The organism is Syntrophobacterales bacterium, assembly GCA_019429105.1.
Lineage (GTDB): Bacteria > Desulfobacterota > Syntrophia > Syntrophales > UBA5619 > DYTH01.
The window spans coordinates 36,872-49,557 of the sequence record JAHYJE010000001.1 but is presented as its reverse complement, the minus strand read 5'-3'; the positions used below and the strand labels follow the sequence as shown (position 1 = coordinate 49,557).

12 protein-coding genes and 1 tRNA gene are annotated in these 12,686 nt (G+C 55.6%); 3 read left to right on the top strand and 10 right to left on the bottom strand.

Features of this window, described 5'->3' with window-relative positions; all coding sequences use genetic code 11:
- Window positions 1-136: 136 nt before the first annotated feature.
- On the bottom strand, window positions 137-1,384 hold the full coding sequence (locus K0B01_00245; protein ID MBW6484571.1) for a cytochrome c3 family protein: 1,248 nt from the start codon (window positions 1,382-1,384) through the stop codon (window positions 137-139).
- A 331-nt stretch (window positions 1,385-1,715) separates the two neighbouring features.
- Between K0B01_00245 and K0B01_00240 the strand changes: the two genes are divergently transcribed.
- Window positions 1,716-2,084: a response regulator gene (locus K0B01_00240; protein MBW6484570.1), complete on the top strand. Its 369-nt coding sequence runs from the start codon at window positions 1,716-1,718 to the stop codon at window positions 2,082-2,084.
- A gap of 32 nt (window positions 2,085-2,116) precedes the next feature.
- Here K0B01_00240 and K0B01_00235 read toward each other — a convergent pair whose 3' ends face one another.
- The 4 genes from K0B01_00235 to K0B01_00220 form a co-directional block, all read right to left on the bottom strand.
- Window positions 2,117-3,505 (bottom strand): sigma-54 dependent transcriptional regulator, encoded by a 1,389-nt coding sequence (locus tag K0B01_00235; GenBank protein ID MBW6484569.1) that lies wholly within the window; start codon window positions 3,503-3,505, stop codon window positions 2,117-2,119.
- On the bottom strand, window positions 3,496-4,962 hold the full coding sequence (locus tag K0B01_00230) for a HAMP domain-containing protein (GenBank protein MBW6484568.1): 1,467 nt from the start codon (window positions 4,960-4,962) through the stop codon (window positions 3,496-3,498). The genes K0B01_00235 and K0B01_00230 overlap by 10 nt, the downstream gene beginning before the upstream one ends.
- Window positions 4,959-5,888, bottom strand: coding sequence for a phosphate/phosphite/phosphonate ABC transporter substrate-binding protein (locus K0B01_00225; protein MBW6484567.1), 930 nt, complete (start codon window positions 5,886-5,888; stop codon window positions 4,959-4,961). Before K0B01_00225 ends, K0B01_00230 begins: the two co-directional genes overlap by 4 nt.
- A 74-nt stretch (window positions 5,889-5,962) precedes the next feature.
- A complete protein-coding gene (locus K0B01_00220; protein MBW6484566.1) occupies window positions 5,963-6,973 on the bottom strand; it encodes a potassium channel protein in 1,011 nt (336 codons plus the stop codon).
- A gap of 232 nt (window positions 6,974-7,205) precedes the next feature.
- Between K0B01_00220 and K0B01_00215 the strand changes: the two genes are divergently transcribed.
- Entirely contained in the window at window positions 7,206-7,457 is a 252-nt protein-coding gene (locus K0B01_00215) for a hypothetical protein (protein ID MBW6484565.1), read from the top strand.
- 193 nt (window positions 7,458-7,650) lie between these two features.
- On the top strand, window positions 7,651-7,959 hold the full coding sequence (locus K0B01_00210) for a hypothetical protein (protein ID MBW6484564.1): 309 nt from the start codon (window positions 7,651-7,653) through the stop codon (window positions 7,957-7,959).
- A 20-nt stretch (window positions 7,960-7,979) separates the two neighbouring features.
- Here K0B01_00210 and K0B01_00205 read toward each other — a convergent pair whose 3' ends face one another.
- The 5 genes from K0B01_00205 to xth all read right to left on the bottom strand — a co-directional run bounded on the left by K0B01_00205 (window position 7,980) and on the right by xth (window position 12,684).
- Complete coding sequence (locus tag K0B01_00205) at window positions 7,980-8,909, bottom strand: hypothetical protein (protein ID MBW6484563.1); 930 nt, start codon at window positions 8,907-8,909, stop codon at window positions 7,980-7,982.
- Window positions 8,910-9,073: 164 nt separating this feature from the next.
- A tRNA-Glu gene (locus tag K0B01_00200) sits at window positions 9,074-9,149 on the bottom strand.
- Between the two features lie 105 nt (window positions 9,150-9,254).
- Entirely contained in the window at window positions 9,255-11,345 is a 2,091-nt protein-coding gene (locus K0B01_00195) for a DEAD/DEAH box helicase (protein MBW6484562.1), read from the bottom strand.
- Between the two features lie 25 nt (window positions 11,346-11,370).
- Window positions 11,371-11,886 (bottom strand): hypothetical protein, encoded by a 516-nt coding sequence (locus K0B01_00190; GenBank protein ID MBW6484561.1) that lies wholly within the window; start codon window positions 11,884-11,886, stop codon window positions 11,371-11,373.
- Between the two features lie 9 nt (window positions 11,887-11,895).
- On the bottom strand, window positions 11,896-12,684 hold the full coding sequence (xth, locus tag K0B01_00185; protein ID MBW6484560.1) for an exodeoxyribonuclease III: 789 nt from the start codon (window positions 12,682-12,684) through the stop codon (window positions 11,896-11,898).
- Window positions 12,685-12,686 lie beyond the last annotated feature (2 nt).

Here is a 12,686-nt window from a genome sequence, read left to right as displayed (position 1 = left end):
AATTTCCGTTTTTTACGTCAGCGGGATAATAACAAATATGATCCCTTTTTCGCGCCGTCGGTAAAACCCCACGGGGCAGGAGTTCTCCCCCGCCCCGTGGGGTTGATGCCATTCGCCTTTATAAAATACAAAGCGCTCAGTGTATCTTAATCGGACTTACTTTCTGTGATGCGCCGACCTTGTTGCCGGCAACATGGCACTTCTGGCAATTGACCTCTCTGGTCAGATTGTGGGAAGGCCACGACTCCATTACCAGGTGTTTGACCGCCATCGGGACAACCATCTTAGTTTCAGCGTCGCGTTGGACGCCCAACTCCGCGTCATGGCACCCCGCGCAAGTAACATCCTTGTGGAGGGTTTTCATTGCCTTGTCCGCGTGGCAGTTCACGCACTGCGTCTTGCCGCCCGTTCGGCCGCCCTGTTCCGTATTCTTGAGCAGGATATCGTGCAGTTCGGTATGGCAATCCGTGCAGAGTTGCATGGATTTATGCACCCCGCGTTTGGCTGAAAGTTGCAACTCCGGCACCTGCGGGTGGCGGCGGATGCCTGTGCCGTGGACGCCAATTGCGGCCTTGGTTTTGTCGCCCTGGTAGTAGCCGACATGGCACGCGGCGCAGATGTCGTTGGATTTGGTCAGCGCGGCCTTGCCGAGGAATTCATGCGAGGCGACATTCACGGTCCAGTCCATTGCCGATTCGGTCATCGCGGCTTTGGCAGTGTCGCTTTCCTTGTCGTACTTTGTCCACAGATCGATGACGTTGCCTGCCTTCTTTTGCTTGATCTGAGTTTTCCAGTGGCAGGTGCCGCAATTGGTCCGAATATGGCAGCGACTGCAGTCGGCTTCGTTGCCGGCAAAGGTTTCGTTAATGGTATAAACCTTGCCGTCCGTACCCTTGATTTTTTGCGCGACGCGCGGCTTGCCGTCCGCCTCGAATATCATATCCTTGATGGTCGCATGTTCGCTCTTCATGAAGGCCGCGTAGCGGGCATCCTTATGGCACGCGAGACAGGCGCTGCCATCAACGACGTAGAAATTGCGCGTCTTGGTCGTGTCCGCATTCTTGGCGCTGAAGCGCGCCCAACTGCCGTAAGTGCGCTTGGCGTTGTGCGGCGGCGTAGGTTTCATTCCCGTGTGACAGGAGAGGCATTCGGCCTTGCCGTGCTTCCCCGCGGCGTAGGCGGCCGCATCCACGTAAAGCGGCACGCTTTCGCTGCCGACTTTCATGGCCAGATTCTTGTTGCTGTGACAGGCGAAGCACTTGGCGTTTGCGGAAGGCGCGGGTGCGGCAGAATCGGATTTCGCTACCATTGTGCAGGCGGTATAAGTGGAGGTTACAAGGAAGATACCCACAATAGCGATAAAAAATGCCATTCTTCTTTTCATAATTATTCTCCTCATCTTAGTTTTGCGCTGACGGTGGACGCTCCACCTCAAACGACATCAAGGCCCTCAATGCATCCGGCGTGCCAGTTTTCTCTCTATGCAAAGATGTCAAGAAGCGGTCGGTTATACGCCAGTTTCTGAAAGCGAAACCTGATGTTCATAAATGGATGTCGTCACCGCCGCTTTTTACCTGTTGAAATGAACCAGCAACTTGCTGATTTCAACAAGCGACGTTATAGCGTTTGCGTGATGGATGCAGTTGTCGGTTGGACTGGAGAGAGTATCGAAAAGGAGATGACAAGGGCGGCATGGTAATTGCGTCATCACCTTCATGGCTTCCCTGAAGGTCCTGATCGTGGACGACAATAAACTGTTATGCTGGGGGATGGGGCGGATGCTCGAAAAGAGGAACGTTGCCCATCAGATCGCAGAGGACGGCAAGAACGCGCTGGCTGAGCTGCGCGCAACCTTTTACGATCTCGTTTTCCTGGACATCCACTTGCCGGATGCGAACGGTCTTGATCTGATGCAGGAAATCCGGAGGATCTCGCCGGGCACGAAGGTGGTCATTATCAGTTCGGACGGGTCGGAAGATAATGTTCGGCGGGCGCTCGCGGCGGGCGCCCTGAGGTTCATGGAGAAACCTTTCGACAGCGCAGAGTTGATGACAGCGCTCGCAGCGGTTCTGCCAGGGCAATAGCCGCCCTCCTGCTCTCCGGGCGGAAAGAAAACTCACTCCAGTCCAAATTTCTGAATCTGATAGCGTAAGGACTGATACGTGATGTTCAGGAGTTTCGCGGCGACAACCTTGTTCCGGTTTCCCCGTTCCAGTGCCTGGATGATGAAATCTTTTTCCACATCGTCGAGGGAAATTCCTCCTTCGGGCAGCCTAAACGCTGCTTTTGTGCGATCTTCTGCCGCTGCCGCAGGTCGAATCATGTCCTGAGGCAGTTGCTCAGGCCTTATCAGCTCTGATTTTTCCAGCACGACGAACCGTTCGATCACGTTTCTCAGCTCCCGTACGTTGCCGGGCCAACGATAGTCCTTCATCAGCTCCTCGGCTTCTCGCGAAAATCCTTTCAAAGAGGTATTGTTGTAGCGCCTGCAGAACCAGGAAAGGAAATGCCCGGCCAGCGCCGGGATGTCCTCTTTTCTTTCCCGCAAGGGAGGAAGGTGGATGGAAAAGGCATTCAGGCGGTAATAGAGATCCATTCGAAACTCCTGCGCCGCGATTGCCCTGGTCAAATCCCGGTTCGTAGTTGCCATAACCGTGACATCGACGGGTATTTCCATCCCGCCGCCAATGCGCCGGACCGCCTTTCGCTCGACGATCCGCAGCAGTTTGCTTTGGAGATCCTGCTTCATGTCGCCGATTTCGTCGAGCAGGATCGATCCCTTGTTCGCCAGCTCGAACACGCCTTTTTTCTCGGCTTTGGCATCGGTAAAGGCGCCCTTTTCATATCCAAAAAGTTCGCTCTCCAGGAGGGATTCAGGCAGGGCGCTGCAATTTATCGGGAGAAACGGGGCGCAACGCGCTCCCTCCTCCCCGTGACGGAGCCGATGGATATGGCGGGCGAGAACCTCCTTCCCTGTGCCGCTTTCCCCGGTGATCAGCAGCGTGGAAACCTTGGCGGCCGCCATTTTCGCTGCCTCCGCCTTGATCTCTTGTATGGCAATTGCGTTTCCGATGAAATGGTTATCGGAAAAATCGGAGCTGGCCAGCCGGAGGCATTGGACTTCCCGTTCGAGCCGATCCTTTTCGATGGCTTTGTGGACAACGATCTCAACCTCCTCGAGGTCGAAGGGTTTGGTCAGATAGTCCACGGCGCCGAGCTTCATCGCCTTGATTGCCGTCTCGGCGGTGTCGTCGGATGTCAGCATTATGACCTGCGCAGTGATCCGGTTTTCGGTGAACTCCTGCAGAATCTCAATCCCGTTTTTACCGGGGAGTTTAATGTCCAGCAGGACTACGTCGGGTTGGAAGGATTTGGCCAGGGCCAATGCGTCCTGGCCCCGCTGGTCGGCAAGGATTTCGTACCCCTGCTTCTTCAACGACCGTGTGAGGGCTGAGAGAATCAGGCCGTCGTCGTCTATGATCAATAACTTCCCCTTCACTGCCATGTCGCCCGCACCTCCTCCTCACCTTTCCTGACGGGCAGGACGATGCAAAAGAGGGCGCCTCCCGCGGGATCGTTCTGTGCGTAAATGGCGCCGCCGTGCTGCTCGATGATCTGCTTGCAGATCGCCAGTCCGAGCCCGGTGCCTTTAGCTTTAGTCGTTACGAAGGGGCTGAATATCCGCGCCGACATCTCCGGTTCGATCCCCCTGCCCGTATCCTTGATATCGATGCAGATCGAATCACTGGACGCATCGTACCGAGTTCTCACCGCCAAGGTTCCTCCCTGCGGCATTGCGTCGCCCGCATTCAGGAACAGATTCAAAAATACCTGCTGCAACTTGACTGGATCGGCCATTGTCTGGGGAAGACAATCTCCCATGCTCTTTCGTATGTCAATACCGCAGGATGCCGGCGAGGAAGGGCCGTGCGAAACCAGATAAAAATCAATGGTCATTTCCATAACTCCGTTGATACTCACCATCTCCCATTGCGGTTTGGGAGGTTTGGTAAAGTTCAGGAAGCCCTTCATCAGGGTATCCAACTTTCCTACCTGCTCCACAATCTGGGCGAACATGTCCCGGTCCTCCTCGTTCAGAACCAATTCCTCCGAGAGCAGGTTCACCGCCGCCTTGATCCCCGCCAGGGGATTCCTGACCTCGTGACCGAACCCCGCCGCCAACTCTCCCACGACCACCATCTGCTCCGTTCGCTGCATCTTCTGCATCTGCTCCTTGAGTGAGCCCGCCATCTCGTTGAAGGAGGTCGCCAGTTCTCCGAATTCGTCCTTCAAACCATCGATTCTATGGTCCAAAGAGCCGCCCTTCAGATGCCGTACGGCAGCCAGCAAGATGTTCAAAGGGCTGGTCAGCGCCCGAACGAAGAGAAAACCAAGGGTCATCAGGATGAGGGGGGCCATGGCGATCAGGATGAAGAGCATGGCTTTGGTAATCGCGATCTGGTGGAATACCTCCCGGGTGCTCGACTCAAGGTTTCTGCTCGTCAAGGCGATGATGCCGTTAACCTTTGCGATCAGTTCCCGGCCCCTCCGGACAGCCTCGTCCTGCTCCGCTTCCCGCCGGGCGCGGCTCGCGTCGAGCGTCAGAACGTGGCTCAGAAAGTCCTCATATTGCTCCGTTTGACCCTTCAGGCCGACCAGATCTTCCATGACCTGCGGCGAGTGGTGGCATTGGAAGCAACGGTCGACCATCTTTCCCATCTGGATGCCGTGTGCAACGATGGTGTTGACGCCACTGGCGTAGCGGGTGCCGCGCCAGGCAAGGTCGGTCTGCACCCGTTTGATTTGCAGCAGCAGATGCTCCCGCAGTATTTCGACTTGATGCAATTGGACCAGTTGGTCGAGTCGCGAGGTTGCCCTTTCGACGGTGACGATGATGTAGGCGCCGAGCAACATGAAAAGGAGCGATCCGATCCCCAGTCCAATAAGTATTCGCTTCTTCATTCTTCTGCGGGAAATTTGAAGCCTGCGAGGTCAATCCCCAGTTCGCTCGCGTATGTCATTACAGGTTTGTAGTCGGCATCGGTAGTCACGATGAATCGGCGTGCCCCGAAGGCCTTGAGCACTTTAGCCCCTTCCGGATCGGCGTGCATGGCAAGCAGCGCGTCAACAAGCTTTTTTTTCAAGGAGTCTGCGATCCCCTGCCGCAGGGCCAACGCATTTTCCGGCACATCGTCGGATTTTTCCAGGATCAACAGTTCACGGTGTACCCGCGGATTCTCCGCGGCGAACCGTTGATAGACGGTATTTTTCGATACCCCGACGTCCGCCTTGCGATCGAGGATGTCGTCGATCGTTCCTTCATGGGTTCCGGCATTGTAGATTTCCTTGAAAAAGGCGGCTTGGTTGCGGACCCCTGCTCTCTTCAGGAAAACCGACGGGAAAAGATACCCGGCAGTGGTTGCCCGTGCCACCAAGGCGAGCCGTTTCCCCTGCATCTGCCGGACCGTGCGTATGCCGCTGTCCTTCCGGACGAAGATGAGCCCATTATAAGAGGATGTCCCGTCGGGGTATTCCGGTCGGGCGAGGACTGTAACGCCCAGTTGCGCGTGTGCCAGCAAATAGCTGAAACTCCCGAAAAAGGCGCCGTCGAGTTTCAAAAACTGGAAGTTTTCGATGACATTGCCGCGGTACGTGAGAACCCTCAGCCGGATAGGGACGCCTGTTTTTTTTGCCAGATAGTTGGTGACGGGTTCGTATCGCCTGATCTGCTTGAAGATGTTGTGTTCGGGAAGCAGCCCGATGTTGAGAGCCTCTCCCTGAAGGGGCCTTGGCGGAGCCGTTGTTTCCAGCGTGTCGCAGCCTGTCGCGAAGGCCAAACAGAGGGAAAGCGCCACCAGAAATTTCTTCGTGTTGCGTCTTCTTAGCATTGAGGCACGCAGTCCTTTTTTCTTCGTTTCCTGTTCACGGTCAAAGTATAGATAAAAATTAATCTGTCACCTTTTTAGCCGAAACGCTTCCTCAGCTCGAAGAGCTGCGCCGACTCTCCGATCATGACGAGCCGGTCGCCTGCCTTGATGGGGCGTTCGGAGTCCGGATTGATATCGTACTTGCCTGTCGCTTGTTCCAACACCGCCACAAGGAGGGGGGCATGGCCCTCGGCTCCCTTCACGTCGCGGACTGGCCTTCCCACAAAGGGAGAGCCTTCCGGGACGGCAACCTCATCGAAGCGGACGACGCTGTTCCGTTCCCGCATCATGGCATCCAGAAAGCCGACCGTTGCCGGGCGGACCATCTCGGAAACCATGCGCAGTCCGCCGATGTACTGGGGATTGATGACATTGTCGGCGCCGCTCCGCAGGAGCTGGTGACGCACCGTCAGCTCTCTCTGGGTGCTGACTACCCGGATATTGGGATTGAGGCCCTTGGCGGTTAGCGCCAAAAAGGCGTTGTACTGGTCAGTGGACAGCACAGCGAAGATTCCGGTCGCCTTCATCACCCCGGCGCGCTTCAGGGTTTCCTCCTCCGTCGCATCCCCTTCCACAACCTTGATGCCGTCAGCGATTAGCCTCTCTGCGGTCTCCCTGTCCTGTTCAACCACGACGAAAGTTCTCCCCGTTTTTCCCAGTTCATCCATGATCACCCGAGCGGAATGGCTCGCGCCGCAAACGATGTAGTGACCGGAAAGCTTTGCGATTTCCCTCTCCATACGCCTCCTTTTTAGCACAACGGACAGCTGCCCCTCCACGATGATGGAGGTGAGCGTCGAAAACGCGTAGGCGACGATGCTCACGCCGCTTAAGATAAGAAACAAGGTGAAAACCCGGCCTGCGGGGGTGAGGGGGTGCGTTTCCCCGTAGCCCACTGTGGCGAGGGTGATCACCGTCATGTAGAACGCATCGAAAGGCGCCCAGTCCTCGATGATTCTGTATCCGGCTGTTCCGGCCAAGAGGGTGAAGACGAGGAGCCCGGCGACGCTCGCGAGGCGTTTGTGCATCTCAGAGAGGCTGGTCATATTTTTTAGGCAAGCAGGCCTGTTTCCCCCGATAATTTAGCTTGATGGCTTTCACTTTTGCCGCTTGGCTCTCCGACTTTGTCATGGCGCTTAAAACCTTGCCGACTCACCAATAGCATAAAACGAAAGAATAGAGAAAGAATAATTGCGGAAAGGACTGTAATAATGATATGAACAAATCGTTGTGTGAATCGGCCGATACTCTAACAATGGCAATCTGACGGAGCTATTGATGGAACAGTTTAAGAAGATTTTGATCTTGGATAACGAAATTGAAGCAAAGCTTCTCGATTCCATTCTTGCCGAGCGAGACATTCCTCATCGCATCAAGAGCTATCACGATTCAGCATACGATGGAATCTATCAAGCCCAGAAGGGTTGGGGCGTTGTTATGGCGCCTGAAACTTTTAAAGAAATAATTTTGTATATCTATCAAGATTTACCCCTGAAGAATCAGGACACTGATGAGGATAATATTCCTTGACTTTGTTTAGAATGGGAGTACGCTTCAGTCAACATACTGATTGGCTAATAATGCTGAATAATAGTGCTTCCCAAATAGGGAAGTGAAAATGACTTCCAGGCCCTGTCTCTTATGATGTGACGGGGCTTTTCGTTTTTTGACGGAGGAAAATGACGGGCATTGGCTTTTGTATCGGTTTGTGAAGGAGGGTGAAATGAATATCCATTTGGTTGAACCGTTGAATCACTTTGTAAAGCTGAAAGACGACGTATGGGAAAGCGGTTCGTGGGGAGTGGCTGATGAGCAAGCGAAAAAATTGGTTGGCGGCAAAATCTATTTTCACAAAAAGCGTCAGGAGCCATCGTTTTATGGAGGAACAATACTCGGATACAGGATTCAGCCGGATGGCGAATATCAGGGAAAGATTGTCTTCCAGCTCCAGCATAGCCAGTCCTGCAGAAATGTCAGAACTGGCAAAGCAGGTTGGAGCAAGGGCATAAAGATCATGGAGATTGAGCAGTAACTGCAATTGAGGCTCGTTGCTCAGCCGCCGGGAGGCCACTCTTCTGATTCCTCTTCCTCTTCCATTTCTTTCAGGCGCAGTTTTGCCTGTCGCTTTTTCCGTGCGTACCCGTAAACGAAGATGAGCGCCGCAATGAACCAGAACGTCGAAACGCTCGTGATGATCGGGATCCAGGAGACGCGGAGTTTCAGATAGACTAACCAACGTTCCTCCAGCGTGGCGATGTCCATTCCGGTCCCCCGCCGGAGCGCCCCCTCCAGATCCCCGTAGCGGGTGTAGTCCCGGATCAGCCGCTGGAATGCCTCCTGCCCCAACTTGTTGATGAGAAAGGATACAAACATGAAGCCCTCCGCATAGGCCAGCTCTGCCGGCTCCTGCTCAGAGGGAAACGACAGGGTGAGAGTACGCAGCGGTATGAGCCGGCCCATCAGGGCGGCTCTTGTCAGGACAGAGGTTCGGGAAAAGGTCCACTCCCTTGCCTCGTACATCGCCAGTCCCTCGTTCAGCCACGTCGGAACAGTCACCCCCGCGAGGGCTCGTCCCAGCGCTATGTGGCTAAACTCGTGGGCAAAGACAGCGACGGGGTCGATCCTGCTCCCCTTGATTGCCCGAGGCGAAAGCAGGACAATGACATTCTCCGCAAAATAGGCAACCCCAATGCTCCAGAGCGGAACCGAGGCCCCGCCCGGCTGGACTTCCCGAAATGTTTCCAGCGTAGGGCAGAGAAGTATCTCCGTCTTTTCAGTAAAATCCCTGCCGATATCAGCGATGACCCTCTCCCGGATGCGGAGGGATTCGCGCTTCAGCTTCCCGGCAAGCCCTTCGTCGCCCGCCGTGTAACGGATGACGAAATGGCTGTTTTCCATGCGGAGTTCCTCATGGAAGCCTGCATCGGCACCGGGAACGAACATGAGAAGGAAGAGGATGATGGACGGTAAGGTTTTTCTCATGTCAGGGCCTGCCCTCTCTTTTGACTTACGGAACTGCATTTTGGATAGCGGCAAAATCAAAGAGATAAAAAACCCCGGAGAGGGCATCTTCGGGGGCGTTTTGCGTCCGGACTTGCGTCCGGGTGAAAAGGTGAGGGGTTATGTTTATAACCCCCCGCACATATTGGCGTCCCCACGGGGATTCGAACCCCGGTTACCGGCGTGAAAGGCTGATGTCCTAGGCCTCTAGACGATGGGGACAATCTATCTTTATCGGCTTGGTCTCATTAATTTAACCCGACCATCCGCAGCCGTCCGGAAAGCGGGGCTTATACAATGCACTTCAGGGAGATGTCAAGCGACAAATTAAAAAATTACCGGTTCGCGGAGAATAGCCTCCCTTGCCCCCGCTGCGAGCGCCGCGATTTCCGGGTGTGTCTCGCGCAGCGACATCAACTGGCGGAGGTTGTCGGCTGTCCGCAGGATCAGCATCGCCAGGTCTCCTTCGGCGATCCCCGTTCTCTTGACTATTCTGTCCCAGGCGCCGCCCATTGCCCATTCATAAATGATCACCGCCGGCCAGAGCGTCAGCGTAGATACAGGAAAATCGCGCTCCTTCAGACGTTCCGAGAGGGGCGAAACGGCCTTGAAAACACGGTTGCAGGCGCGGGTCAGCCGGCCGGGGAGATCCTTTTTTATTAACGTTGCCTCCTGATCGCCATCATAGACGAACGGGGCAATGGCGGCGGCAAAGAGATACACGTCGTTCCGCGGCAGGACTCCCTGCCGCAGGCATTCGGCGATCAAGAGCGGTTGGTCGAGCCGCAATTTGGAGGCCCAGACTCCGTTTTCAGTCAGGCGCTCATCGCCGCCGACGAACCCTTCATCCTTAAGCATCTTCAGGTGGCGCTGGAAGTCGCTCCAGAGATCAGTTTGTTCGCCTTGTTCTTTTCTCCCCTGTTTCCGCTGATACGCGGCGAAGGAGTGAGAAAAGATATTGCGAATGTCCTCAGGCGTCTGGGAAAGCAGCAGATTCAGAGCCATCGAGAAGTCACTGCGCAACTGGCTTGCGATTGCCTCCGGTTCGCGAAAGAGTAGCTTGCGCACGTGGATCATGTCCATGAAGCGTCCGGGAATGGTCAGCATGAAGCCGATTCGGTCCTGGCCGCGCCTTCCGGCCCGCCCGGTCATCTGGTGAAATTCCGTGCCGCTCAGCGGGGAAAACTCGCTGCCGTTGAAGAGGTCAGAGTTCAGCAGGACAATCGTCCGGGCGGGGAAATTTACCCCTGCGGCGACCGTTGATGTCGCAAAAATCGCCCGCAGGTGACCGTTTTTCATCATTGTTTCGACAAAAAATTTCCAGGCGGGGAGCTGCCCGCCATGATGGGCGGCGACGCGGGCCGTTTTGAGCTCATGGAGCTGTTGATGGTTCTGAAGGTAGGGAGCGCCCTCAAGACTGGCGGCGAGGTCGCGCTCGAAATCAGCGGACGAGTCGGTCGCGGGGGAACACATTGCGAGGGCGGCGTCACATTCGGAACGTGATTTAAGGAAAAATATCGCCGGCAACAGATGGTGATGTTCGAGCACCTCCAGCATCTCGCCAAAACTCGGCAGACCCCGCCCCCAACGTCCATGGCGCTGGTTGACGAATTCATCGATCTTGGCGAAAAGTCGATTTCCCTCGATGAGCGGCATCAGACGGCCGGAGGGGTGCAGAAAAAGAGGATAGAGCGGAACCGGCCGCTTGACCTCCCGGATCACGCGACAGGGTTTGTTTCTGATGGAGGACAGCCAGCCGGCTATTTCTTCAGCGTTGCCGATCGTTGCGGAAAGCAATAACAGGTTGATGCGCGAAGGAAGGTAGATCATGATCTCTTCCCAGACGACCCCCCGGTCGCGATCGCCGAGGAAATGGGCCTCATCGAGGATGACGAGGTCGAAATTGAGGTCCTTCCCGCTGTGCATTGCGTCGTAGAGCTGGTTGCGCAGTATTTCGGTGGTGCCGACAATAACGGGGGCGGCGGTATTTTCCTTGGTATCGCCGGTTACGATCCCGACGTTTTCCATTCCGAAAAGCTCGCCGAATTCCACCCATTTGGAATTGCTGAGCGCCTTCAAAGGGGAGGCGTACCAGGAGCGGCGGCCGTTTGCGAACACGGTGCGCATCGCCTCGGTGGCGATCCATGTTTTTCCGGAGCCGGTCGGGGCGGCAACGAGGCAGTCCGCCTCCCGGATCGCCTCGATTGCCTCCCGTTGAAAGGGGTCGGGGCGGAATTCGGCGGCAGGGGGCTTGCCTATTTTGGCAAAGATAGGTTTCAAAAGCGGCTCTGCCTCCGGTTTCATCCGGGGATGCGGCCTTTCATGGCCCAAACGGCGGGAGGACTCTTCCCGACGTTTTCTGGAGTGAAAAACCGGCTTTTTTTGCGGGGTGTTTCTGTTGTCTGTTTTTGGGGGCATTTAGTTTCCTGGGATTGATGTTAATTTACCGCATGAGGAGTTCGGAAAGCCTCTGTGAAAATACGGCCATAAGCTGTTCGAGCATCGTGGTATCCATGCCGGGATGGTAGCGTTCCGGGGACGGATCCCCGTGGTTGATGCTTCCGATTGTATAGCCGTGCAAATTGATCGGCGCCACGGCGATGGAGCGGATGATGAACTTCAACCTGGGCGGCATCAGGCGATAGAAGGCCCTGACATCGGCAAAGGCAAGCAGAGGGGTGGGACCCTCCGGACAGAGCTCGGAAAAAGACGCCTGTTCGATCACGTTCAGGCGGTCTTTCAGCGCCGGTTCGTTATTCAGGGCATAGACGATCGGCCAGGTTTCGGGGAGGCGCAAAAGCGATATCCAGACGGCCGGTATGTCGAAGGCCGCGGCGCTGTCGAAAACCAGTTTTGCGAAGAGCTCCCCGAGCCCTTCACAGGCAACGATATCCTTCTCCAATTTACTGAATTTGATGGCTATTTCGTTATTCATATTCAGGATATCAATATTGTCCATTAGCCGTTCCTATGTTTTTGCAAATTCCGCCACCAGGATCGTGTGGTCGGAGGGTTTTTCGGCGGTGCGGGGACTCAGGTCTATCTCACAGGAAAGTGAACGGGCGGCAAGCTGCGAGGTAGCGAGAATTTGGTCTATCCGCCAGCCCAGACCGCGTTGCACTGCGTTCGGTACCCGATAATCGAAGAAGGTGTAGCGGCCCGCCTCGCCGGGATGATGTCGTCTGTAAATGTCTTCCAGCCCCCACGACCGGACGGCGCCGTACGCCTCCCATACCTCGGGGGTGAAGCAGACATGGCCGAGAAGCCGCTTGGGATCGTGAACGTCGATATCCTCAGGGGCAACGTTCAAATCGCCGCACCAGAGAAGCGGAGTATCCGGCGACCAGCGGCGGTTAAAAAAAATTCCCAGCCGTTTGAACCATTCCAGCTTGTAGCGGAAATGGACGGATTCCTTTTCCCGGCCCTGCGGGACGTAGGAATTTACGACGACAATCCCGGAAAAGCGGGCGGCGACCAGCCGGTCGTCGTCCGGGGGGCCGTCATCGCCAAGGCCATGAATGACCTCGTCGGGAGGGATTCGGGAGGCGATAGCAACGCCGTTGTACCTTTTGGCGCCCCGGAAGACCACCTGGTAGCCAGCCTCCTCAAAGGCGGAAACGGGAAACTGGCTGTCTGCCACCTTCGTTTCCTGCATGCACAAGACGTCGGGAGAATTTTCCCGGAGCCACGGAATGACAATGTGCAGACGGCTCCTGATGGAGTTAACGTTGTAGGTGGCGACCTTAAAGGATCCCATTG

Bases quoted from the DNA above. Each gene is read 5' to 3' on its own strand.
- K0B01_00225 (MBW6484567.1), bottom strand. From the start codon at position 5,888: ATGCTAAGAAGACGCAACACGAAGAAATTTCTGGTGGCGCTTTCCCTC.
- K0B01_00210 (MBW6484564.1), top strand. From the start codon at position 7,651: ATGAATATCCATTTGGTTGAACCGTTGAATCACTTTGTAAAGCTGAAA.
- K0B01_00190 (MBW6484561.1), bottom strand. From the start codon at position 11,886: ATGGACAATATTGATATCCTGAATATGAATAACGAAATAGCCATCAAA.
- K0B01_00230 (MBW6484568.1), bottom strand. From the start codon at position 4,962: ATGAAGAAGCGAATACTTATTGGACTGGGGATCGGATCGCTCCTTTTC.
- K0B01_00235 (MBW6484569.1), bottom strand. From the start codon at position 3,505: ATGGCAGTGAAGGGGAAGTTATTGATCATAGACGACGACGGCCTGATT.
- xth (MBW6484560.1), bottom strand. From the start codon at position 12,684: ATGGGATCCTTTAAGGTCGCCACCTACAACGTTAACTCCATCAGGAGC.
- K0B01_00240 (MBW6484570.1), top strand. From the start codon at position 1,716: ATGGCTTCCCTGAAGGTCCTGATCGTGGACGACAATAAACTGTTATGC.
- K0B01_00245 (MBW6484571.1), bottom strand. From the start codon at position 1,384: ATGAAAAGAAGAATGGCATTTTTTATCGCTATTGTGGGTATCTTCCTT.
- K0B01_00215 (MBW6484565.1), top strand. From the start codon at position 7,206: ATGGAACAGTTTAAGAAGATTTTGATCTTGGATAACGAAATTGAAGCA.
- K0B01_00195 (MBW6484562.1), bottom strand. From the start codon at position 11,345: ATGCCCCCAAAAACAGACAACAGAAACACCCCGCAAAAAAAGCCGGTT.
- K0B01_00205 (MBW6484563.1), bottom strand. From the start codon at position 8,909: ATGAGAAAAACCTTACCGTCCATCATCCTCTTCCTTCTCATGTTCGTT.
- K0B01_00220 (MBW6484566.1), bottom strand. From the start codon at position 6,973: ATGACCAGCCTCTCTGAGATGCACAAACGCCTCGCGAGCGTCGCCGGG.